A 22333-nucleotide genomic window follows, 5' to 3' on the forward strand; every position below is an offset into this window, starting at 1 on the left:
GGCAAGCCGGCTCCCACAGGTTGACCATTGACCCTGTGGGAACCGGCTTGCCGGCGATGGGGCGCGAAGCGGCCCCGATTTCGCGGACGCTTATGTTACGCCACGGTCTCCTGCACCACACGGATCACCCGCTGCGGAAACGGAATGTCGATCCCTTCTGCCTTGAGCCGGTCGCGGGCATGCTCGTTGAGCATGAACATCACATCCCAGTAGTCGGCGGTCTTGGTCCAGATGCGCAGCGACACGGTGATCGAGCTGTCACCCAGGGTCGAAATAACCGCCTGCGGTGCCGGGTCCTGCAGCACACGCGGATCTTGGGCCAGCTCCAGCAGTACATTGCGCGCCTTCTGCAGGTCGGCGTCGTAATCCACGCCCACGTCGAACACCACCTTGCGGGTCGGCTGGCGGTTGGTGTTGGTGATAATGCCGTTGGAGAGGCTGCCGTTAGGCATGATCACGGTCTTGTTGTCGCCGGTGCGCAGCACGGTGTGGAAGATCTGGATGCTGTCCACGGTGCCACTGACACCTTGGGCCTCGATCCAGTCACCGATACGGAACGGACGGAACATCAGGATCAGCACACCGCCGGCGAAGTTGGCCAGGCTGCCTTGCAAGGCCAGGCCGATGGCCAGGCCGGCGGCACCGATGGCGGCGACGAACGAGGTGGTCTCGATACCGATCATCGACGCCACGCTGACCATCAGCAGCACCTTCAGCACGATGTTGGCCAGGGTGCTGATGAAGCCCTGCAGCGCGGCGTCGGCACGCAGGCCCACCAGCTTGCCAAGACGGGCACTGAGCTTGTTGATGATCCACCAGCCGATGGCCAGGGTCAGCAGCGCCAGCAACAGGCGGCTGCCGTACTCCATGATCAAGGGAACCCAGGTCTGCGATTGGCGAACCAGCTGATCGACTTCAGCGTTCAAATCCATGTTTATCTCCTGATGCCGAACGGCAAGTACACAGTGAAGCGGGCAGCGCAAAGCCAGCGGCCCGGACCCCGATGGACATCAATGCGCCATCAAGGTTCCGGGCCGCCGTGCGATCAATCGCGGAAGTTGTTGAACTGCAGCGGCATGTCGAATTCCTTCGCGCGCAACGCGGCGATGGCCTCCTGCAGGTCGTCACGTTTCTTGCCGGTGACGCGTACCTGCTCGCCCTGGATCGAGGCCTGGACCTTGAGCTTGGCGTCCTTGATGTGGGCAACGATCTTTTTCGCCAGTTCCTTGTCGATGCCTTCGCGGAACTTGGCTTCCTGCTTCATCTCCTTGCCGGACGGATAGGCGTCCTTCACTTCCAGGCACTTGACGTCGATCTTGCGCTTGACCAGAGCCAGACGCAGGATTTCGACCATCGACTCGAGCTGGAACTCGGCCTCGGCGGTCAGCATCACGGTCTGCTCCTTGTCCTTGAACTCGAAGCTGCCCTTGCCCTTGAGGTCATAGCGGCGGTCCAGTTCCTTCACCGCGTTGTCCACGGCGTTGGTGACTTCGTGCTTGTCCAGTTCCGATACCACGTCGAACGAAGGCATGGGGTTCTCCATAAAAAAACAGCGCGCTCAGCTTGAAGATGGAGCGCGTCAGGGTTAGGGGGTTAAAATGCGGACTCATTATAACGGGTTGCGAAACGCAGATGAGCAGCACCTGGCATATTCTCGGCGCCGGCAGCCTCGGCAGCCTCTGGGCCTGTCGCCTGGCCCGCGCCGGCAAGGCGGTTCGCCTGATCCTGCGCGACCAGCAGCGCCTGGCCGCCTATGAACGCAAGGGCGGGCTGACCCTGGTGGAGCAGGATGCCCAGCACCACTATGCGATCCCTGCGGAGAGCTTCGACGCGCCCGGCCCGATCCATCGCCTGCTGGTCGCCTGCAAGGCCTACGACGCCGCGCCTGCCGTGGCGCGCCTGGCCCCCAGGCTGGCCCATGGCGCCGAGCTGGTACTGTTGCAGAACGGCCTGGGCAGCCAGGACGAGGTTGCCGAGCAGGTGCCCCACGCCCGCTGCATCTTCGCCTCCAGCACCGAGGGCGCGTTCCGCGAAGCCGACTGGCAGGTTCGCTTTGCCGGCCACGGCTTCAACTGGCTGGGTGATCCGGCCAGCCCCGGCATGCCATCCTGGTTCGACGACCTGCACGACGCCGGCATACCGGCCCAGTGGGCGCTCGACATCCCTGCTCGCCTGTGGCGCAAACTGGCGCTCAACTGTGCGATCAACCCGCTGACGGTACTGCACGACTGCCAGAATGGCGGCCTGCTCGGGTACCTGACCGAAGTCGACCCACTGTGCGACGAACTGGTCAACCTGCTGCACCGTTGCGGCCAGCCCGAAGCGGCCAGCGACCTGCACGAGGAAGTACAGCGGGTGATCCTGGCCACCGCGGCCAACTACTCTTCCATGTACCAGGATGTCCGCCATGGCCGGCGCACCGAGGTCCACTACCTGCTCGGCCACGCCTGCCGCGCCGCTGGCCGACACGGCCTGGCAGTGCCGCAACTGGAACACCTGCACCGGCGCCTGGTCGATAACCTGCAGGCGCGTGGCCTGCGCAGCGACTGATTCTGCCCATTCATCGGATACGGACACCCTCAGACCCATGACCCTGCGTCAACGCCTGGAAAACCTACCGGTCGGGCAGAAGCTGCTGGCGGCCTTGCTGGTGCTGCTGGTGACCATCCTGCTGGTGGCCAACCTCGCCTTCATCAGCGCCGCTTACTGGATCACCCAGGAGAGCATGGCGCCCCAGGCCCTGCAGACCATCGGCAAGCTGGTGTCCAACCCGCAGCTGTCCTCACGGGCCGGCGACTCGCCGGAAGCCGCCACGGCGCTACTGAAGGAGCTCGACAGCTACTCGCCATTGCGCGCGGCGGCCATCTACGGCGGCGACGGGCGCCTGCTGGCGCAACTGCAACATGGCGAGCCGCTGAGCCTGCCCAAGCGCTACCGCAACATCGATGGCTGGCGCCTGATGGAGTTTCGCAGTACCCAGCTGATCCGCCTGCCACGCAACGCCGCGCCCCCCGCACACCTGCTGCTGGTGGCCAGCAGTGAACTACCCACGGCGTTCTACACCGGCACCCTCTCCGCCAGCCTGGCCATCCTGGTGTTCAGTGTGCTGCTGTGGCTGCTCATCGCCCGGCAGATCAAGCGCCTGATCACCCTGCCGATCAATCGCCTCGAAGAACTGACCCGCCAGGTCACCCGCGAGGAAAGCTATGCCCTGCGCGCCCAGCGCGGCAACGACGACGAAATCGGCGGCCTGGCCGAGGCGTTCAATACCATGCTGTCGCGCATCGAAGCCCGCGAGCAGCAGCTCAAGCGCACCCGTGACGAGTTCCAGGATGCCTATGACCAGGCCCAGGGCCTGGCCGAGGAAACCCGCCATACCAACCGCAAGCTGGAACTGGAAGTCCAGGTGCGCAGCAAGATCGAGAAAAAACTCACCGGTTTCCAGAACTACCTGAACAGCATCATCGACTCGATGCCCTCGGCGCTGATCGCCCTCGACGAACAGCTCTACGTCACCCAGTGGAACCACGAGGCCACGGTGCTCTCCGGGACACCGCTGGACGAAGCGCTGAACCAGCCGATCTTCCTCGCATTCGAGCCGCTCAAGCCGTTCTTGCCGCAGCTCAAGGAGAGCGTGGAGAAGCACCGAGTCGCCAAGGTCGAGCGCGTCACCTGGCCCAAGGGCGAGGACCTGCGCCACTACGCGCTGACTTTCTACCCGCTGATGGGCGGTGGCGGACGCGGCGTGGTGATCCGTATCGACGACATCACCCAGCGTCTGTCACTGGAAGAAATGATGGTGCAGTCCGAGAAGATGCTCTCGGTCGGCGGCCTGGCCGCCGGCATGGCCCACGAAATCAACAACCCGCTGGGTGCGATCCTGCACAACGTGCAGAACATCCGCCGCCGCCTGTCGCCGGACCTGCCGCGCAACCAGGAGCAAGCCAGCGAGCTGGGCATCGACCTGCCGGCCGTCAATCGCTACCTGGACAGCCGCGAGGTGCCACAGTTGCTCGACGGCATCCAGCAAGCCGGCGCACGGGCCGCCAAGATCGTCACCCACATGCTCAGCTTCAGCCGTCGCAGCAACCGTCAGCTCGCCCCTTGCGACCTGCCGGCGTTGATCGACCAGGCGGTGGAGATCGCCGGCAACGACTTCGACCTGGCCATCGGCTTCGACTTCAAGGGCCAGGCCATCGTCCGCCAGTTCGACCCACAGCTGGGGCCGGTGCCCTGCACCGCCAACGAACTGGAGCAGGTGCTGCTGAACCTGTTGAAGAACGCCGCCCAGGCCATCCACCAGCGCCCGCAACCCAGCGAGCCCGGGCGTATCACCTTGCGCACCCGGCTCAACCCGCCCTGGGCAGAAATCCAGGTCGAGGACAACGGCGTCGGCATGCCCGAGACGGTGCGCAAGCGCACCTTCGAGCCGTTCTTCACCACCAAGGAGATCGGCCAGGGCACCGGCCTGGGCCTGTCGGTGTCGTACTTCATCATCACCAACAATCACAAGGGGCAGATGGAAGTACAGTCGACCCCGGGCCAGGGCACCTGCTTCACCCTGCGCCTGCCCCTGAACCAGGCCCAACCGGCCCCCCTGAACACGGAGACATGACATGGGCTATCGCCTGTCGAAGATCTATACGCGCACCGGCGACAAAGGTGAAACCGGCCTGGGCGATGGGCGCCGAGTGCCCAAGGACCATCCGCGCGTCGAGGCAATCGGCGAGGTGGACAGCCTCAACAGCCAGCTTGGGCTGCTGCTGGCCGGCTTGGCCGAGCAGGGGCTGGATGAGGTCAGCGAGATCCTGACGCCCTGCCAGCACCGTTTGTTCGACCTGGGCGGCGAGCTGGCGATGCCCAGTTACCAAGCGTTGAACCAGGCCGAAGTGGAGCGGCTGGAGGCCGCCATCGATATGTGGAACGAAGAGCTGGGGCCGCTGAAAAACTTCATTCTGCCCAGCGGTTCGGCGCTGATCGCTCAGGCGCATGTGTGCCGGAGCCTGGCGCGCAGTGCGGAGCGCCGGTGTCAGCAGTTGAATGCTGTAGAACCGCTGGAAGGCGTGGGTTTGGCGTACATCAACCGCCTTTCGGATCTGCTGTTTGTCGCGGCGCGGATCATCGGGCGGCGGCAGGGTGTTGCCGAGGTGTTATGGCAGGCGGCGGATAAGCCAGCAGGCTGACACCGCAAGGGGCCGCGAAGCGGCCCCTCTACCAGGCCACTCAGGCCTCAGGCCAGAACGCCCGAATCCCGGCAACACCTTGCGCGCCGACTTCCCACGCCCGCTCACGCTCGCCCGGCCCTACCCCACCGAGCAAGAACACCGGATGGCTGAACCCTGCAGTCAACTGCTGCGCCTCATCCCAGCCCAGCGGCGCTGCCTCAGGGTGCGTCTGGGTCGCCTGCACCGGCGACAGGGTGACGAAATCCACCCCCATCTGCTCGGCCAATGCCAGCTCCTCGGCACTGTGGCAGGACGCCGCCAGCCAGCGCTCCTTCGGGAATGGCCGGCCCTTGGCCGCGTACTTGCGCAACTGCGCGGCGGTCAGGTGCCAGCCGGCCGACGGGAAGTCGCCCAGCCATTCCAGCGGCCCCTTGAGCATGAGTTGCGCCTTGCCTGCGCACAGGCCAACCGCGTCGACCGCCACATCGCGGTACTTCGGGTCGTACATGTCCGGTGCCCGTAACTGGATCAGCCTGATACCGCTGGCCACGGCCTTCTGGATACCCTTGAGCAACTCGGGCACTTCCAGACCGTCCGGGGTGATCAGGTATTGATCGGGCAAACGCGCGGCGGCGACGATCGGCTTGTTGGCCTCGGGGAACGCATACTGGCCCAGGTCACGCGGAGCCACCCACGCCAAAGGCTGCCCTTCTGCCCCATGTGGCTCACCGGTAAAGCCATCCACCTCTCGCACATCCAGCAACACCTGCTTGTCCGGGTAATCGTGACTGACCTTGATCAGCGGGCGCGACCCCGTGACCTCGATACCCAGTTCCTCACGCAGCTCACGGGCCAGCGCCGCTTCGACGCCCTCCCCCGCTTCCACCTTGCCGCCAGGGAACTCCCACAAGCCGCCTTGATGCTGAGTATCCGCACGGCGTGCGATCAGGATGCGACCATCGGCACCGCGGATGACCGCGGCTACTACATGAATCCGCTTCACCCTTCACGCTCCGCCAGGCCAGCCCGCTGCCAGGCCTGGAAGGCCGGCCACTGGTAGATGGTTTCGATATAGGCGGCGGCCTCGGCCGGCACCTCGACGCGGTAGGTGCGCAGGCGCACGGCCACCGGGGCGAAGAAGGCATCGGCCAGGGTCGGCCGGCCAAACAGGAACGGGCCACTATCCTTGGCCACCAGGCGGCACTCGGACCAAAGGGCGACCATGCGGTCGATGTCGACCTGCACATCCAGCGGCACGCTTTCCAGCGCCTGGTCGCGGGACAGGTCGAACGGCATGGCGCCGCGCAGGGCGAAGAAGCCGCTGTGCATCTGGGCACAGGCCGAACGCGCCTGGGCACGGGCCGCGATGTCGTCCGGCCACAGGCATGCTTGCGGATGCTGCTCGTTGAGGTACTCGGCGATGGCCAGGGAGTCAGCGATGACGCCATGCTCGGTCTTGAGCAGCGGCACCTTGCCTGTGGCCGAGAACGCCAGCAGGCGCTGGCGGGTATCGGGCTGGTTGAGTTTGATCAGGGTTTCTTCGTAGGGCACGCCGGCCAGGTCAAGGGCCAGGGCGCCGCGTAGCGACCAGGAGGAATACAGCTTGTCGCCGATGATCAGGTGATAGCTCATGGTTCGGCTCCATGTTGCGGGCAGTGTGCGGTAATCGCGGGCAAGCCCGCTCCCACCAAGCTGTGCGTGGGAGCGGGCTTGCCCCGTGATGGGTCAGGTGCGGTATTCGGCGTTGATCTTCACGTACTCGTGGGACAGGTCGGTGGTCCAGATGGTTTCGCTGCACTGGCCACGGCCGAGCTCGATGCGGATGGTGATCTCTTCCTGGGCCATCACCGCCGAGCCCTGTGCCTCGGTGTAGCTCGGGCTGCGCCCGCCTTTGCTGGCGATGCACACACTGTCCAGATACACGTCGATCAGGCTGACATCCAGCTCGGGCACGCCGGCGCGACCGACAGCTGCGAGAATGCGGCCCCAGTTGGGGTCGGAGGCGAACAGCGCGGTCTTGATCAGCGGCGAGTGGGCCACGGCATAGCCAACGTCCAGGCATTCCTGGTGGTTGCCCCCACCGTTGACCTGCACGGTGACGAACTTGGTGGCGCCTTCGCCGTCACGGACGATGGCTTGCGCCACCTCCATGCACACTTCGAACACCGCTTGCTTCAGTGCTTCGAACAGCGCGCCGCTGGCCTCGGTCACTTCCGGCACATCGGCCTTGCCAGTGGCGATCAGCATGCAGCAGTCGTTGGTCGAGGTGTCGCCGTCGATGGTGATGCGGTTGAACGACTTGTTGGCGCCGTCGAGCATCAGGTCCTTCAACACCGCCGGGGCGACCTTGGCGTCGGTGGCGATGTAGCCGAGCATGGTGGCCATGTTCGGGCGGATCATCCCCGCGCCCTTGCTGATACCGGTGACGGTGATGGTCTTGCCGTCGAACTGGAACTGACGGCTGGCGCCCTTGGGCAAGGTGTCGGTGGTCATGATGCCGGTGGCGGCTTCGGCCCAGTTGTTTTCCGACAGGTTGTCCAGGGCGGCCTGCAGCGCGCCTTCGATCTTTTCGACCGGCAGCGGCTCGCCGATCACGCCGGTGGAGAACGGCAGGACCGACTCGGCCGGCACGCCGGCCAGTTCGGCCAGCCTGGCGCAGGTGCGCTCGGCGGCGGCCAGGCCCGGTGCGCCGGTGCCGGCGTTGGCGTTGCCGGTGTTGGTCAGCAGGTAACGCACGGTGCCCTGCACGCGCTGCTTGGAGAGGATCACCGGGGCCGCGCAGAAGGCGTTGAGGGTGAACACGCCGGCGACGCTGGAGCCTTCGGCGCAGCGCATCACCACCACATCCTTGCGCCCCGGGCGCTTGATGCCCGCCGAGGCGATACCGAGTTCGAAACCGGGAACCGGGTGCAGGGTGGGCAGGGGACCAAGACCAACAGCCATTAGAGCGCTCCTAGATAAATCGGTTGAGAACAAAAAGCGGGGCCGCAAAGCGGCCCCGGATGTATCACGTTACTGCAGGTGGTTCAGATCATTCAATCTGACCATGGCAATGCTTGAATTTCTTGCCCGAGCCACACCAGCAAGGCTCGTTGCGACCGAGCTTCATGTCGTTGCGCACAGGGGCCGATGCGACGGCGACTTCAGCGCCCTCCTCGGCCAGTTGCTCGCCTTCCAGGCCTGGTGCGGCGGCGTGCTGGAATTGCATGCGGCTGGCCAGTTCCTCGGCCTCGCGGCGCAGACGGGCTTCTTCCTCGACCGGGTCTTCGCGACGGACCTGAACGTGCGACAGCACGCGGATGGTGTCGCGCTTGATCGACTCGAGCAGCTCCTGGAACAGGGTGAAGGATTCGCGCTTGTACTCCTGCTTGGGGTTCTTCTGCGCATAGCCGCGCAGGTGGATACCGTGGCGCAGGTGGTCCATGGTCGACAGGTGGTCTTTCCACAGGTCGTCCAGCACGCGCAGCAGGATCTGCTTCTCGAAGGTACGCAGGGCGTCGATGCCGGCCTGGTCTTCCTTCTCGTTGTAGGCGTCGGTGATTTCCTTGAGCAGCTTCTCGCGCAGGGTCTCCTCGTAGAGGTGATCGTCTTCGTCGAGCCACTGCTGGATCGGCAGCTTCATGGCGAAGTCGCTGGACAGCGAGGCCTCCAGGCCGGCCACGTCCCACTGCTCGGGCAGCGACTGCGGCGGGATGTGCTGGCTGATGGTGGCATCGAGCACTTCCAGGCGGAACTCGGCGATGGTGTCACCGATGTTCTCGGCCGCCAGCAGGCTGTTGCGCATGTGGTAGATCACCTTGCGCTGTTCGTTGGCCACGTCGTCGTATTCGAGCAGCTGCTTGCGGATATCGAAGTTGCGACCCTCGACCTTGCGCTGCGCTTTCTCGATGGCGTTGGTCACCATGCGGTGCTCGATGGCCTCACCGGACTGCATGCCCAGCGCCTTCATGAAGTTCTTCACCCGGTCGGAGGCAAAGATGCGCATCAGGCTGTCTTCCAGCGACAGGTAGAAGCGGCTCGAGCCGGCATCGCCCTGACGGCCGGCACGGCCACGCAGCTGGTTGTCGATACGCCGCGATTCGTGGCGCTCGGAGGCAATCACGTGCAGGCCGCCGGCCTCCAGCACCTGCTGGTGGCGCTTCTGCCAGTCGGCCTTGATCTGGGCGATCTGCTCGGCGGTCGGGTTGTCCAGGGCGGCGACTTCGGCCTCCCAGTTACCGCCCAGCAGGATGTCGGTACCACGACCGGCCATGTTGGTGGCGATGGTCAGGGCACCCGGCGCACCGGCTTGCGCGATGATCTCGGCTTCTTTCTCGTGGTACTTGGCGTTCAGGACCTTGTGGTCGATACCTTCCTTCTTGAGCAGGTTGGACATGTGCTCGGAGGTTTCGATGGTCGCGGTGCCGACCAGGACAGGACGGCCCTGGGCCATGCTTTCCTTGATGTCGGCAATGATTGCCGCGTACTTCTCGTCGGCGGTCAGGTACACCAGGTCGTTGAAGTCCTTGCGCGCCAACGGCTTGTTCGGCGGGATGACCATCACGTTGAGCGCATAGATCTGCGCGAACTCGAACGCCTCGGTGTCGGCGGTACCGGTCATGCCGGACAGCTTGGTGTACAGGCGGAAGTAGTTCTGGAAGGTGGTCGAGGCCAGGGTCTGGCTTTCGGCCTGGATGTTCAGGTTTTCCTTGGCCTCGATGGCCTGGTGCAGGCCCTCGGACAGGCGGCGGCCCGGCATGGTGCGGCCGGTGTGCTCGTCGATCAGGAGGATCTGGCCGTCCTGGACGATGTACTCGACGTTGCGATGGAACAGCTTGTGCGCCCGCAGGCCGGCGTAGACGTGGGTCAGCAGGCCCAGGTTGTGCGCGGAGTACAGGCTCTCGCCCTCGGCCAGCAGGCCGGATTGGGTGAGCATGTCCTCGATGAACTGGTGGCCGGCCTCGTTCAGTTCGACCTGGCGGCTCTTCTCGTCGATGCTGTAGTGACCCTCTTGGGTCACCTGGCCTTCGACTTCCTCGATGTGCTGGATCAGACGCGGGATCAGGCGGTTGATCTCGATGTACAGCTTGGAGCTGTCCTCGGCCTGGCCGGAGATGATCAGCGGGGTACGCGCTTCGTCGATGAGGATCGAGTCGACTTCGTCGATCACCGCGAAGTTCAGTTCACGCTGGAACTTCTCGTCCTGGCTGAACGCCATGTTGTCGCGCAGGTAGTCGAAACCGAATTCGTTGTTGGTGCCGTAAGTGATGTCCGCGGCGTAGGCGGCGCGTTTCTCTTCCGGCGGCTGGAAGGCCGAGACGATGCCCACGGTCAGGCCGAGGAACTCGTACAGCGGGCGCATCCAGTTGGCGTCGCGGCGGGCCAGGTAATCGTTCACCGTGACCACGTGCACGCCCTTGCCGGACAGCGCGTTGAGGTAGACGGCCAGGGTACCGACCAAGGTCTTGCCTTCACCGGTACGCATTTCTGCGATCATGCCTTCGTGCAAGGTCATGCCGCCGATCAGCTGGACATCGAAGTGACGCATGCCCATCACGCGCTTGCCGGCCTCGCGGGCCACGGCGAAGGCTTCGGGCAGCAGTTGATCAAGCGTTTCGCCTTTGGCCAGGCGCTCCTTGAACTCTGCGGTCTTGCTCCGCAGCTGCTCGTCGGAGAGGGCCACCATCTTCTCTTCGAAGGCATTGACGGTGCTCACCGTCTTGAGCATGCGTTTGATTTCACGCTCGTTCTTGCTTCCAAAAAGTTTTTTTAACAAAGGCGCAAACATATCGGCAGGATCTTCCACACGTAGGGATGGAGGGCGGCCCCATGAGTCGCCCGTGCAGCCCAGAGGCCGCATGCGAACGAGCATTCTACCCGGAAACGATGGTGAGGAAAGTGGTGGATTTCCACGATGCTGGCACAGCGCTTTTAGGGGGCTTGACTAACATAGGGGCTTTTTGCGCAAGTTCAAGGTGCGCGCAGATGAAACGTATCGCGAATGACTTGCATCAAGATCCCAGCCAGCATGGCCGTTTCGCACGTCGCGTGGGAAAGGGCTTGCCCCGCGATCAGGCGGCGCCTGTTAAACTGCCGGTCTAGCAACCCGCCGCGAACTTCCATGGCCTACAAACCCTCTTCCGCCCACCCGCCCTCGGCCCTGCTGCGCAAGGCACGCCCGCTGCGCCTGCTGCTGAACCAGGCCGAGCGCCTGGAGCACCTGCAGCGCCTGCTGGAAAGCCAGCTGCAGCCAGCCGCCCGCGAGCATTGCCACGTGGCTTCCTGGAAGGAAGGGACGTTGTTGCTGGTGGTTACCGACGGCCATTGGGCGACCCGCCTGCGCTACCAGCAGAAACGCCTGCAACGTCAGCTCATGGCCATGGAAGCCTTCGCCAACCTGACGCGCATACTGTTCAAGGTGCAACCGCCGCTGGTGGCAGCCAAACGCGAGGGGCAAGGGCCGGAGCTTTCGGAAACTGCCGCTCAGAGTATCCGAGGGTCGGCGGAAGGAATCAGTGACCCGAAGCTCAAGGCGGCGCTGGAGCGATTGGCGGCGCATGCTCAAGGGAAGGATAACGGTTGAGAGCGCTCGACTTGAACCTTGCATAGGTACTCGATATCCGCCACAACGCAGCTCTCGAACTGTTTGCCATCAGCCCAGATCCAAATCCCAGCCATAAAAAAGGCCACCCGAAGGTGGCCTTAATCACTAGAGAGAGTGTTCGAACTTACACAGCCGCAACAGGGCGCATGTACGAGATCGGTGCCGTGCTGGCATCTTCGAAGGTGACCACTTCCCAGGCGTCGGTTTCCGCAATCAGCTTGCGCAACAGCTGGTTGTTCAGCGCGTGTCCGGACTTGTAGCCCTTGAACTCGCCGATCAGGCTGTTGCCCAGCAGGTACAGATCGCCGATGGCGTCGAGGATCTTGTGCTTGACGAATTCGTCATCGGAACGAAGGCCGTCTTCGTTGAGCACACCGGTTTCGTCGACGACGATGGCGTTCTCGACACTGCCACCCAGCGCAAGGTTGTGCTTGCGCAGGTACTCGATGTCACGCATGAAACCGAAGGTACGGGCACGGCTGACTTCCTTCACGAACGAGGTGCTCGAGAAGTCGACGACCGCGCTCTGGGTCTGGCCCTTGAGGACCGGGTGATCGAAGTCGATCTCGAAGCTCACCTTGAATCCGTCGAAGGGCAGGAAAGTGGCGCGCTTGTCGCCCTCTTCCACTGTCACTTCACGCAGGATGCGGATGAACTTCTTCGGTGCGTCCTGTTCTTCCAGGCCGGCCGATTGGATCAGGAATACGAAGGGTCCGGCGCTGCCATCCATGATCGGCACTTCCGAGGCGGAGAGCTCGACGTAGGCGTTATCGATGCCCAGGCCCGCCATGGCGGAGAGCAGGTGCTCGACCGTATCGACTTTGACGTCACCGTTGACCAGCGTGGTGGACATGGTGGTCTCGCCGACGTTGGCCGCGCGCGCCGGGATTTCGACCACAGGGTCGAGGTCGGCGCGACGGAAGACGATGCCGCTGTCGACAGGCGCAGGCTTGAGGGTCAGGTAGACCTTCTCCCCGGAGTGCAGGCCGACGCCTGTGGCACGGATGGTATTCTTCAGGGTGCGTTGTCTAATCATGGCATTGGCCGCTTCAGCGCAAATTGCGAACAGGTATCAACAAAGGCTGGGGATGATAACAGACCCGGCCTTTGCTGAACACCAATCACCCTTATACCCCTGATAAATTCCATTAATCGGCCTGACGACGCAGGAACGCCGGGATATCCAGGTAGTCCAGATCATCCTGAGGGTTGAGTTTAGCGGCTGCCGCGGCACCTGCATGGGCCTGGTTGCGCATCACGGTCGGACGCTCCAGGTCACGGTAGTTGACGGCCGACTGCTCCTGGCGAACCGGGGCCGGGTTGGAGGCCTCATACGCCTGCTGGGCGGTCTGCAGGGTGTTGTCGACCACCTTGACCGGTTTCTCGATGCGCGCGCCCAGGCCAGTGGCCACGACGGTCACGTGCAGCTCGTCGCGCATGTCCGGGTCGATCACGGTGCCGACCTTGACCATCGCGTGGTCGGAGGCGAAGGCCTCGATGATGCTACCCACGTCGGAGTACTCGCCCAGCGACAGGTCAGGCCCTGCGGTGATGTTCACCAGGATGCCGCGGGCGCCCTGCAGGTTGACGTCTTCGAGCAACGGGTTGCGGATCGCCGCCTCGGTGGCTTCGCGAGCACGGTTCGGGCCGCTGGCGCAACCGGTACCCATCATCGCCATGCCCATCTCACCCATCACGGTGCGTACGTCGGCGAAGTCGACGTTGATCATGCCCGGACGCTTGATGATGTCCGAAATGCCGCGCACGGCGCCGGCCAGCACGTCGTCGGCCTTGGCGAAGGCGGACAGGAGGCTTGCATCCTTGCCCAGGATGGTCAGCAGCTTCTCGTTGGGGATGGTGATCAACGAGTCGACGCTTTCAGCCAGCATGCGGATGCCTTCATCGGCGATCTGCATGCGCTTGCGGCCTTCGAACGGGAACGGACGAGTCACCACCGCAACGGTGAGGATGCCCATTTCCTTGGCCACTTCGGCGATGATCGGCGCCGCGCCGGTACCGGTACCGCCACCCATGCCGGTGGTGATGAACACCATGTTGGTGCCCTGCAGCACTTCGGCGATGCGCTCACGGTCTTCCAGCGCGGCCTGACGGCCGACTTCCGGATTGGCGCCAGCACCCAGGCCCTTGGTCACACCAGTGCCCAGTTGCAGGATGGTGCGCGCGCCGATGTTTTTCAGCGCCTGAGCATCGGTGTTGGCGCAGATGAACTCCACGCCTTCGATGCTGCTCTTGACCATGTGGTTGACGGCGTTGCCGCCGCCACCGCCGACGCCGATCACCTTGATGACCGGACTTTGCGGGACGTTGTCTACGAGCTCGAACATTTTCCCTCTCCTTACAGTTCTCTAGTTGTCGCGCCTACCACTACTGCTTTGAAACTCAGAAGTTGCTCTGGACCCAACGCTTGAGTCGCTCAAGCACTGGCCCCTTGGGTTCATCGCCATAGCTGTTGTTGCTGCTGTTGCTGTTGCTGATACCGGTCAGGGACAGGTCCTCGGACTGCTTCTGCAGGCCGTAGGTGAGCAGGCCCACGCCGGTGGAATAGATCGGGTTGCGGACCACGTCGCTCAGCCCGCGGACGCTGTGCGGCACGCCCAGGCGTACCGGCATGTGGAAGATTTCCTCGGCCAGTTCCACGGCGCCTTCCATCTTCGCGGTGCCGCCGGTGAGGACGATGCCGGCCGGCACCAGGTCCTCGTAGCCGCTGCGGCGCAGTTCGGCCTGGATCAGGGTGAACAGCTCGTCGTAACGCGGCTCCACCACTTCGGCCAGGGCCTGGCGCGACAGCTCGCGCGGCGGGCGATCACCCACGCTCGGCACCTTGATGGTCTCGCCGGCGCCGGCCAGCTTGGCCAGGGCGCAGGCGTAGCGGATCTTGATTTCCTCGGCGTACTGCGTAGGCGTACGCAGGGCCATGGCGATGTCGTTGGTGACCTGGTCGCCGGCGATCGGGATTACCGCGGTGTGGCGGATCGCACCTTCGGTGAAGATGGCGATGTCGGTGGTGCCGCCACCGATGTCCACCAGGCACACGCCCAGCTCCTTCTCGTCGTCGGTCAGCACCGAGTAGGCCGAGGCCAGCTGTTCAAGGATGATGTCGTCGATTTCCAGACCACAGCGACGCACGCATTTTTCGATGTTCTGCGCCGCGTTCACCGCGCAGGTAACCACGTGGACCTTGGCTTCCAGGCGCACGCCCGACATGCCCAGGGGCTCGCGCACGCCTTCCTGGTTGTCGATCACGTAGTCCTGCGGCAGGGTGTGCAGCACCCGCTGGTCGGCCGGAATGGCCACGGCCTGGGCGGCATCGAGCACGCGCTCAAGGTCGGCGGTGCTGACTTCGCGATCGCGGATGGCGACGATGCCGTGGGAGTTCAGGCTGCGGATGTGGTTGCCGGCCACGCCGACGAACGCCGAGTGGATGCGGCAGCCGGCCATCAGCTGGGCCTCTTCCACGGCGCGCTGGATCGACTGCACCGTCGACTCGATGTTCACCACCACGCCCTTCTTCAGGCCGCGGGACGGATGGGTGCCGATCCCGACGATCTCCAGGGTACCGTCCTCGCCGACTTCACCCACCAGCGCCACCACCTTGGAGGTGCCGATGTCCAGCCCGACGATCATTTTGCCGCTATGCGCGTTTGCCATGGTCCTGCCTCTCTCTAATTCTTCGCAACGGCGGGTTGGGCCGTCGTCGGTGCATTCGGTTCCCGCCAACCAACGGCAAGTCCGTTGGAATAACGCAGATCGATGCGGGCGATATTGGTGATCTGGTCTTTAAGCGATTTGTCGTAAATGGCAATGAAACGGCGCATCTTCTCCACCAGGTGGTCGCGCCCCAGCAGCAGCTCGATACCTGGGCCGGCGCTACCCGCGCCAGTGGTCAGGAACCAGCTGCCTCGCTCGCGCAGCTCCAGGCGAGCGATGGAAAAGCCCATGGGGCGCAGCATCTGGCTCAATACCTGATACTGCTGCATGACTTGTTGCTGAGCGCGCTGCGGCCCGAACAGCTGCGGCAGGTGCTCATAGTTGGCCAGTTCGCGCGGGGTGAAGGCCTGGCCCTGGTTGTTGAGCAAGGCCTCGTCGCCCCAACGCGCCACCGGCAACTGTTCTTCCAGGCGGATCACCACCTCGTCCGGCCACACCCGGCGCACCTCGGCGTGGGCGATCCAAGGCATCTGCTCGAGCTCGACGCGCATCGCCGCGAGGTCGACGGTGAAGAAGCTCGCCGCCACGTAGGGCGCGATACGCTGCTGCACCGCCTGCTGGCTGATGTAGCTGAGATCACCCTGCACGGCGATCTTGGTGATCGGCCGGTCGGCGTAGGGCATCAGGCGAATGGCCCCCTCATAGGCGCCAAAGCCGGCGGCCACCAGCAATACCGGCCACAGCAGGCGCTTGAGGCCGCCGAAGCTTGGCCGCGGCAGGCGCGCCGATACGGGCTCGTCGGCCACCAGTCGGCTGGCACCACGCGGCACCGGCTTGCTACGGCCGGTAACGGGTGGCTGCTGACGTATCATCGCGCCTTGCATGGCTATTAACCTCTCGTCGCTACGCTGTCGGCCAGGATCGCCAGCACCAGCTGCTGGAAGTCCAGACCGGCGGCACGGGCCGCCATGGGCACCAGGCTATGGTCGGTCATGCCCGGTGCGGTGTTGACCTCGAGCAGCCAGAAACGGCCCTGCTCGTCCTGCATCACGTCCAGACGGCCCCAGCCCTCGATGCCAACGGCATCGCAGGCGCGCGCGGTAAGGTCGATCAGTTCCTGCTCCTTGACGCTGTCCAGGCCGCACGGGATGCGGTACTGGGTGTCATTGGCGATGTACTTGGCGTCGTAGTCGTAGAACACGTGCGGCGTGCCCAGCGCGATCGGCGGCAGCACCTGGCCACGCAGCACGGCGATGGTGAATTCCGGGCCGTGGATCCATTGCTCGACCAGGACTTGCGAATCGTAGTTGGCGGCGTCTTTCCAGGCGGCGACCAGCTCTTGCTCGCTGTTCACCTTGGCCATGCCGATGCTCGAACCTTCATGGGCGGGTTTGACGATCAACGGGAAGCCCAGTTCCGCACTGGCGGCCACGCAATCCTGCTCGCTGGCCAGCACGGCGTGACGCGGCGTGGGGATACCCAGGCTCTGCCACACCTGCTTGGTGCGCAGCTTGTCCATGGCCAGCGCCGAGGCAAGAATGCCGCTGCCGGTGTAGGGAATCCCCAGGCACTCGAGCAGGCCCTGCATGCTGCCGTCCTCACCACCACGGCCGTGGAGGATGATGAAGGCGCGGTCGATCTTCTCGCTCTGCAGGCGGTTCAGAAGGTCGTCGCCGACGTCGATGGCGACTACGTCGACACCAGCGCTGGTCAGCGCCTCGATCACTGCCTTGCCCGACTTCAGGGAAACCTCACGCTCGGCACTCTTGCCCCCGTACAGCACGGCGACGCGGCCAAAGGCCTTGGCGTCCAGGGTCGAGTGCAACTTGTCGTAGGCGCTGGTCATTTCGACTTCTCCTGCTTGGCGCCTGCGAACAGCGGGCTATTCATCAATTGCGGGGCCAGGCCGCCGACATCGCCAGCACCCTGGCAGATGAGGATGTCACCGGCGCGCAGCAGCGGCTGGACCAACGGCGCGAGCTCGGCGCCGCGTTCGATGTAGATCGGATCGAGCTTGCCGCGCTGGCGGATGCTGTGGCACAGCTGGCGGCTGTCGGCGCCGGGGATCGGCTCTTCGCCGGCCGGGTAGACCTCCATCAGCAGCAGCACGTTGGCATCGCCCAGCACCTGCACGAAATCGTCGTACAGGTCGCGGGTGCGGCTATAGCGGTGCGGCTGGTAGACGATCACCAGGCGGCGGCTCGGCCAGCCGCCACGCACGGCCTTGATCACCGCGGCGACCTCGGTCGGATGGTGGCCATAGTCGTCGACCAGCATCACGCTGCCACCGTCGACCGGCAGCTCGCCGTAGACCTGGAAACGCCGGCCAACGCCCTGGAAGCCCGACAGCCCCTGGACGATGGCCTCGTCGCTAATGCCTTCGTCGGTGGCGATGGCGATGGTCGCCAAAGCGTTCAGCACGTTGTGGTTGCCTGGCATGTTCACCGACACTTCCAGCGGCTCGCAGTCACGGCGCAGCACGGTGAAGTGGGTCTGCATGCCCTGCTGACGCACGTTGATGGCGCGGATATCGGCCTCTTCGCTGAAGCCGTAGGTGACCGTCGGACGCTTGACCTGCGGCAGGATCTCACGCACCACCGGGTCGTCCAGGCACATCACCGCCAGCCCATAGAACGGCAGGTTGTGCAGGAACTCGACGAAGGTCTTCTTCAGCTTGTTGAAGTCGCCTTCGTAGGTGGCCATGTGGTCGGCGTCGATGTTGGTGACCACGGCGACCATGGGCTGCAGGTGCAGGAAGCTGGCGTCGCTCTCGTCGGCTTCGGCGATCAGGTAGCGGCTGGTGCCCAACTGCGCGTTGGTCCCGGCCGCGGTCAGGCGACCACCGATGACGAAGGTCGGGTCCAGGCCACCGGCGGCGAACACCGAGGCCAGCAGGCTGGTGGTGGTGGTCTTGCCGTGGGTGCCGGCTACCGCCACGCCATGGCGATAGCGCATCAGCTCGGCGAGCATCTCGGCACGCGGCACCACAGGGATGCGGCGCTCCAGTGCGGTGGCGACTTCCGGGTTGGCCGGATTGATCGCGCTGGACACCACCAGCACATCGGCGTTGGCGGCGTTCTCGGCGCGGTGGCCGACGAAGATCTCGGCGCCGAACGACTCAAGGCGCTCGGTGACCGGCGACACCTTAAGGTCGGAGCCGGACACTTCATAGCCGAGGTTCAGCAGCACTTCGGCGATGCCGCACATGCCCACGCCGCCGATACCGACGAAGTGGATACGACGGATGCGGCCCATCTTCGGATGCGGCATGGCTTTCTGGCTCTCAACCATGGGCCACCTCCAGGCAGATATCCACCACGGTGCTGGTTGCGGCAGGTTTGGCCAGGCGGCGGGCGGTGCCGGCCATGGCGTTGAGTTTCTCGGGTTGCATCAGCACCTCGTTCAGGCGTTCAGCGAGCTGCGCTGCGCCAGTAGTCGCTTGTGGCATCAGGAAGGCGGCGCCTTCACGTGCCAGGTATTGGGCGTTGTGGGTCTGGTGGTCGTCGATGGCATGGGGCAAGGGCACCAGCATCGAGGGCAGGCCCGCCGCCGCGAGTTCGCTGACGGTCAGGGCACCGGCCCGGCACACCACCATATCGGCCCAGCCATAGGCATGGGCCATGTCCTTGATGAACGGTTCGACCTGGGCCTCGACCCCCGCCTCGTGATAACGCTCGGCGGTGACGGGCGCATGGTTCCTGCCCGCCTGGTGGAAGACTTCGGGGCGCAGGTTCGCCGGCACCTCGGACAGGGCCTTAGGCAACAATTTGTTCAATGGTTCCGCACCCAGGCTGCCGCCCATGACCAACAGGCGCGCACGGCGCTCGGCCAGGGGCGCGCGCAGGGCGTCCATGAACAGCTCCGGGCGTACCGGATTGCCGGTGGTGCGCAGCTTGTCACTGGCGGCAAAAGTGTCCGGGAATGCTTCGCAGACACGCGCGGCCAGCGGCAGCAGCAAACGATTGGTGGTCCCGGCGCGGGCATTCTGCTCGTGGATCACCAGTGGCACGCCGCACAGCCGGGCGGCAACACCACCGGGACCGGTCACATAGCCACCGAAGCCGACCACGCAGACCGGCTTGAGCTCACGGACGATGCGCCGCGCCTGCAGCACGGCCTTGACCAGGGTGAACGGCGCCTTGAGCAGCGACAGCTTGCCCTTGCCGCGCAGGCCGGTGACCTGGATCAGGTGCAGCGGCAGGCCGGCCTGGGGCACCAGTTCGTTCTCGATGCCACGCGGGGTACCCAGCCAGTGCACGCTGTAGCCGCGGGCCTGGAACTCGCGGGCACAGGCCAGGGCCGGGAACACGTGTCCCCCGGTGCCACCGGCCATGATCAGGACGTTCTTGCCGTCAGCGGCCATGGCTGGGCTCCTCGGCAAAATCGCTCTCCTTGAACTCGTGTTCTTCGCTGCCCAGATGGGTGCGGCTCTCCCACTCGATGCGTAAAAGCAGGCCGACACAGGCGCAACAGATCACCAGGGAACTGCCCCCGTAGCTGAGGAACGGCAGGGTCAGGCCCTTGGTCGGCAGCAAGCCGACGTTCACGCCGATGTTGATCAAGAACTGGCCGATCCACAGGAACGACAAACCGAAGGCCATGTAGGCGGCGAAGAACTGCTTGGCCTTCTCGGCCCACAGGCCAATGTACAGGGCACGCACGGTGATGAACACGAACAACGCGATGGTCAGCAGCGAGCCGACCACCCCCAGCTCTTCGGCCAGCACCGAGAACACGAAGTCGGTGTGCGCCTCGGGCAGGTAGAACTGCTTCTGCACACTGTTGCCCAGGCCCACGCCCAACCATTCGCCGCGCCCGAAGGCGATCAACGCCTGGGTCAGCTGGTAGCCGGAGCCGAACTGATCGCTCCAGGGATCGGTGAAGGTGATCAGGCGCGCCATCCGGTAAGGCTGGGCCTGGACCAGCACCACCACCGATATGACCGCCAGCACCACCATCAGCGAGAAGCGGAACAGACCCACTCCCCCGAGGAACAGCATGGCCGCCGCAGCGCCCATCATCACCACCGTGGCGCCGAAGTCCGGCTCCATCAGCAGCAGGCCGGCCATTGGCAGCAGCACGATGAACGGTTTGAAGAAGCCCATCCAGCTCTCGCGCACCTCGGTCTGGCGACGCACCAGGTAGCCGGCGAGATAAATGACCACGAAGACCTTGGCGATCTCCGATGGCTGGACGTTGAAGAAGCTGAAGCCGATCCAGCGCATCGAACCGTTCACCTCACGGCCGATACCGGGCACCAGCACCAGCACCAGCAGACCGAAGGCACCGATCAGCATCATGAAGCCCATGCGCTGCCAGGTGGCGATCGGCACCAGCATGGTCATCAACCCGGCGCCCAGGCCAAGGGTGACGTACACCAGGTGGCGGAACATGTGGTACAGCGGGTTGCCGGACTGCACCGCGGCCACTTCGGAGGAGGCCGAGGTGATCATCACCAGGCCCAGGCCGAGCAGCGCCAGGCAACCGGCCAGCAGCGGGAAGTCGAGGTCGATGCCACGGCCGCTGATCAGCGGCGACGGGTACGGCTTGAGGATGCCGAAGATCATGCCAGCCCCTCCGCTGCCTGGGCGAACAGGCGCCCGCGTTCTTCAAAGTTCTTGAACATGTCGAGGCTGGCGCAGGCCGGCGACAGCAGCACCGCGTCACCGGCGCGGGCCAGCTCGGCGCAACGCTGCACGGCCTCATCAAGGGTCTGCACGGGCACCAGTTGCACGGCATCCTTCAGGGTTTCGGCCAGGCGTTCGGCATCGCGACCGATCAGCACCACGGCGCGACAATGCTGCGCCACCGGGGTACGCAAGGCCGCAAAATCGGCGCCTTTGCCATCGCCGCCGGCGATCAGCACCAGTTTGCCCTCGATATCGGCGCCCAGGCCTTCGATCGCCGCCAGCGCGGCACCGACGTTGGTGGCCTTGGAATCGTCGTACCAGTTCACGCCGTTGCGCTCGCGCACCCACTGGCAACGATGGGCCAGGCCCTTGAATTCGCGCAGGGCTTCGAGCATCGGCGCGAATGGCAGGCCGACGGCATGGCCGAGAGCCAGGGCAGCCAGGGCGTTGCTGTGATTGTGAGCACCACGGATCTTCAACTCGCGCACCGGCATGAGGGTCTGGAACTCGAACGCCAGGTATTTCTCGCCATCCACTTCACGCAGGCCGAAGGCCTTGAAGTCCGGCGCGTTGAGGCCAAAGGTCCAGCACGGCCGGCCTTCGACCGGCAACGGACGGCTCAGGGCATCCTGGCGGTTGACCACCACCTGGCGGGCGCCACGGAAGATCCGGTGCTTGGCCAGGTGATAGGCCGGCAGGCCGCTGTAGCGGTCCATGTGGTCTTCGCTGATGTTCAGCACGGTGGCCACTTCGGCGTTGAGCTGGTCGGTGGTCTCCAGTTGGAAGCTCGACAGCTCCAGCACATACAGCTCGACGTCGTCAGCCAGCAGGTCCAGGGCCGGGGTACCGAGGTTGCCGCCGACCGCCACACGTTTGCCTGCCTTGGCGGCCATCTCGCCGACCAGGGTGGTCACGGTGCTCTTGGCGTTGGAGCCGCTGATGGCCACGATCGGCGCCTTGGCGTGATGGGCGAACAGCTCGATGTCCCCGGACAGCTTGACGCCACGCGCGGCGGCCTGTTGCAGCGCAGGTGTGGCCAGGGCCAGGCCAGGGCTGACATACAGCTCGCTGGCCCGGCACAGGAAGTCCACGTCCAGCTCGCCACAGCGCACTTCCACCTGCGGGTATTCACGGCGCAGGGTGTCCAGTTCCGGCGGTTGCTCGCGGGTGTCGGCGACCGCAAAGGCAATGCCCCGGTTCGCCAGGAAGCGAACCAGGGACATGCCGCTCTTGCCGAGGCCGACAACGATGCGGAATTGGTCGGAAGCGATCAGTGACACGCTCGT

At 64.6% G+C, this 22333-nt stretch carries 19 protein-coding genes; 4 read left to right on the forward strand and 15 right to left on the reverse strand.

Features of this window, described 5'->3' with window-relative positions; genetic code table 11:
• Positions 1-95 precede the first annotated feature (95 nt).
• Together ACVWY1_RS13835 and ACVWY1_RS13840 are read right to left on the reverse strand one after the other, a co-directional pair.
• A complete protein-coding gene (locus ACVWY1_RS13835; protein WP_023631294.1) occupies positions 96-932 on the reverse strand; it encodes a mechanosensitive ion channel family protein in 837 nt (278 codons plus the stop codon).
• Positions 933-1045: 113 nt separating this feature from the next.
• Entirely contained in the window at positions 1046-1531 is a 486-nt protein-coding gene (locus tag ACVWY1_RS13840; RefSeq protein ID WP_139668800.1) for a YajQ family cyclic di-GMP-binding protein, read from the reverse strand.
• A gap of 101 nt (positions 1532-1632) precedes the next feature.
• Here ACVWY1_RS13840 and ACVWY1_RS13845 point away from each other — a divergent pair, with 101 nt between their 5' ends.
• The 3 genes from ACVWY1_RS13845 to ACVWY1_RS13855 are packed head-to-tail and all read left to right on the forward strand — an operon-like array spanning position 1633 to position 5183.
• Positions 1633-2550: a putative 2-dehydropantoate 2-reductase gene (locus ACVWY1_RS13845; RefSeq protein WP_102682685.1), complete on the forward strand. Its 918-nt coding sequence runs from the start codon at positions 1633-1635 to the stop codon at positions 2548-2550.
• Between the two features lie 37 nt (positions 2551-2587).
• Positions 2588-4615 (forward strand): sensor histidine kinase, encoded by a 2028-nt coding sequence (locus tag ACVWY1_RS13850; protein ID WP_102682684.1) that lies wholly within the window; start codon positions 2588-2590, stop codon positions 4613-4615.
• A 1-nt stretch (position 4616) separates the two neighbouring features.
• Positions 4617-5183: a cob(I)yrinic acid a,c-diamide adenosyltransferase gene (locus tag ACVWY1_RS13855; protein WP_111531712.1), complete on the forward strand. Its 567-nt coding sequence runs from the start codon at positions 4617-4619 to the stop codon at positions 5181-5183.
• Positions 5184-5223: 40 nt separating this feature from the next.
• On the opposite strand, the gene ACVWY1_RS13860 is transcribed toward ACVWY1_RS13855, so the two are convergent.
• The 4 genes from ACVWY1_RS13860 to secA all read right to left on the reverse strand — a co-directional run bounded on the left by ACVWY1_RS13860 (position 5224) and on the right by secA (position 10932).
• Complete coding sequence (locus ACVWY1_RS13860) at positions 5224-6168, reverse strand: Nudix family hydrolase (RefSeq protein ID WP_457378408.1); 945 nt, start codon at positions 6166-6168, stop codon at positions 5224-5226.
• Positions 6165-6797: a glutathione S-transferase family protein gene (locus ACVWY1_RS13865; protein WP_110700445.1), complete on the reverse strand. Its 633-nt coding sequence runs from the start codon at positions 6795-6797 to the stop codon at positions 6165-6167. The genes ACVWY1_RS13860 and ACVWY1_RS13865 overlap by 4 nt, the downstream gene beginning before the upstream one ends.
• A gap of 93 nt (positions 6798-6890) precedes the next feature.
• Positions 6891-8108, reverse strand: coding sequence for a bifunctional glutamate N-acetyltransferase/amino-acid acetyltransferase ArgJ (argJ, locus tag ACVWY1_RS13870; RefSeq protein WP_102682680.1), 1218 nt, complete (start codon positions 8106-8108; stop codon positions 6891-6893).
• 88 nt (positions 8109-8196) lie between these two features.
• Positions 8197-10932, reverse strand: a complete 2736-nt coding sequence (gene secA / locus ACVWY1_RS13875) for a preprotein translocase subunit SecA (protein ID WP_102682679.1) — start codon at positions 10930-10932, stop codon at positions 8197-8199.
• A 333-nt stretch (positions 10933-11265) separates the two neighbouring features.
• Between secA and ACVWY1_RS13880 the strand changes: the two genes are divergently transcribed.
• Positions 11266-11727 carry a DUF721 domain-containing protein gene (locus ACVWY1_RS13880; protein ID WP_110700451.1) on the forward strand — a complete coding sequence of 154 codons (462 nt, stop codon included), beginning with the start codon at positions 11266-11268 and terminating at the stop codon, positions 11725-11727.
• 145 nt (positions 11728-11872) lie between these two features.
• Here the strand turns inward: ACVWY1_RS13880 and lpxC are convergent, their stop codons facing one another.
• The 9 genes from lpxC to murD all read right to left on the reverse strand — a co-directional run bounded on the left by lpxC (position 11873) and on the right by murD (position 22327).
• Positions 11873-12784 (reverse strand): UDP-3-O-acyl-N-acetylglucosamine deacetylase, encoded by a 912-nt coding sequence (gene lpxC / locus ACVWY1_RS13885; RefSeq protein ID WP_046857004.1) that lies wholly within the window; start codon positions 12782-12784, stop codon positions 11873-11875.
• Between the two features lie 112 nt (positions 12785-12896).
• Positions 12897-14093, reverse strand: coding sequence for a cell division protein FtsZ (gene ftsZ, locus ACVWY1_RS13890; RefSeq protein WP_016395521.1), 1197 nt, complete (start codon positions 14091-14093; stop codon positions 12897-12899).
• A 55-nt stretch (positions 14094-14148) separates the two neighbouring features.
• Positions 14149-15417 carry a cell division protein FtsA gene (gene ftsA, locus ACVWY1_RS13895; RefSeq protein ID WP_094010215.1) on the reverse strand — a complete coding sequence of 423 codons (1269 nt, stop codon included), beginning with the start codon at positions 15415-15417 and terminating at the stop codon, positions 14149-14151.
• Between the two features lie 14 nt (positions 15418-15431).
• On the reverse strand, positions 15432-16301 hold the full coding sequence (locus ACVWY1_RS13900; RefSeq protein ID WP_023629819.1) for a cell division protein FtsQ/DivIB: 870 nt from the start codon (positions 16299-16301) through the stop codon (positions 15432-15434).
• 5 nt (positions 16302-16306) lie between these two features.
• Positions 16307-17263, reverse strand: a complete 957-nt coding sequence (locus ACVWY1_RS13905; protein WP_198754378.1) for a D-alanine--D-alanine ligase — start codon at positions 17261-17263, stop codon at positions 16307-16309.
• Positions 17260-18708, reverse strand: a complete 1449-nt coding sequence (murC, locus tag ACVWY1_RS13910; RefSeq protein WP_102682676.1) for a UDP-N-acetylmuramate--L-alanine ligase — start codon at positions 18706-18708, stop codon at positions 17260-17262. Before murC ends, ACVWY1_RS13905 begins: the two co-directional genes overlap by 4 nt.
• A complete protein-coding gene (gene murG, locus ACVWY1_RS13915; protein ID WP_046857007.1) occupies positions 18701-19780 on the reverse strand; it encodes an undecaprenyldiphospho-muramoylpentapeptide beta-N-acetylglucosaminyltransferase in 1080 nt (359 codons plus the stop codon). The genes murC and murG overlap by 8 nt, the downstream gene beginning before the upstream one ends.
• Positions 19770-20984 (reverse strand): putative lipid II flippase FtsW, encoded by a 1215-nt coding sequence (ftsW, locus tag ACVWY1_RS13920; RefSeq protein ID WP_102682675.1) that lies wholly within the window; start codon positions 20982-20984, stop codon positions 19770-19772. The genes murG and ftsW overlap by 11 nt, the downstream gene beginning before the upstream one ends.
• Entirely contained in the window at positions 20981-22327 is a 1347-nt protein-coding gene (gene murD / locus ACVWY1_RS13925) for a UDP-N-acetylmuramoyl-L-alanine--D-glutamate ligase (RefSeq protein WP_258599204.1), read from the reverse strand. The genes ftsW and murD overlap by 4 nt, the downstream gene beginning before the upstream one ends.
• Positions 22328-22333 lie beyond the last annotated feature (6 nt).

It is taken from the genome of Pseudomonas sp. TE6288, from assembly GCF_054062095.1.

Excerpts from the sequence above, each read along its gene's own strand:
- lpxC (WP_046857004.1), bottom strand. The coding sequence starts at position 12,784 with ATGATTAGACAACGCACCCTGAAGAATACCATCCGTGCCACAGGCGTC.
- ACVWY1_RS13905 (WP_198754378.1), bottom strand. The coding sequence starts at position 17,263 with ATGACCAGCGCCTACGACAAGTTGCACTCGACCCTGGACGCCAAGGCC.
- ACVWY1_RS13880 (WP_110700451.1), top strand. The coding sequence starts at position 11,266 with ATGGCCTACAAACCCTCTTCCGCCCACCCGCCCTCGGCCCTGCTGCGC.
- ACVWY1_RS13840 (WP_139668800.1), bottom strand. The coding sequence starts at position 1,531 with ATGCCTTCGTTCGACGTGGTATCGGAACTGGACAAGCACGAAGTCACC.
- ftsZ (WP_016395521.1), bottom strand. The coding sequence starts at position 14,093 with ATGTTCGAGCTCGTAGACAACGTCCCGCAAAGTCCGGTCATCAAGGTG.
- argJ (WP_102682680.1), bottom strand. The coding sequence starts at position 8,108 with ATGGCTGTTGGTCTTGGTCCCCTGCCCACCCTGCACCCGGTTCCCGGT.
- ftsA (WP_094010215.1), bottom strand. The coding sequence starts at position 15,417 with ATGGCAAACGCGCATAGCGGCAAAATGATCGTCGGGCTGGACATCGGC.
- murC (WP_102682676.1), bottom strand. The coding sequence starts at position 18,708 with ATGGTTGAGAGCCAGAAAGCCATGCCGCATCCGAAGATGGGCCGCATC.
- ACVWY1_RS13850 (WP_102682684.1), top strand. The coding sequence starts at position 2,588 with ATGACCCTGCGTCAACGCCTGGAAAACCTACCGGTCGGGCAGAAGCTG.
- ACVWY1_RS13900 (WP_023629819.1), bottom strand. The coding sequence starts at position 16,301 with ATGCAAGGCGCGATGATACGTCAGCAGCCACCCGTTACCGGCCGTAGC.
- ACVWY1_RS13845 (WP_102682685.1), top strand. The coding sequence starts at position 1,633 with ATGAGCAGCACCTGGCATATTCTCGGCGCCGGCAGCCTCGGCAGCCTC.
- ftsW (WP_102682675.1), bottom strand. The coding sequence starts at position 20,984 with ATGATCTTCGGCATCCTCAAGCCGTACCCGTCGCCGCTGATCAGCGGC.
- murG (WP_046857007.1), bottom strand. The coding sequence starts at position 19,780 with ATGGCCGCTGACGGCAAGAACGTCCTGATCATGGCCGGTGGCACCGGG.
- ACVWY1_RS13855 (WP_111531712.1), top strand. The coding sequence starts at position 4,617 with ATGGGCTATCGCCTGTCGAAGATCTATACGCGCACCGGCGACAAAGGT.
- secA (WP_102682679.1), bottom strand. The coding sequence starts at position 10,932 with ATGTTTGCGCCTTTGTTAAAAAAACTTTTTGGAAGCAAGAACGAGCGT.
- ACVWY1_RS13835 (WP_023631294.1), bottom strand. The coding sequence starts at position 932 with ATGGATTTGAACGCTGAAGTCGATCAGCTGGTTCGCCAATCGCAGACC.
- ACVWY1_RS13865 (WP_110700445.1), bottom strand. The coding sequence starts at position 6,797 with ATGAGCTATCACCTGATCATCGGCGACAAGCTGTATTCCTCCTGGTCG.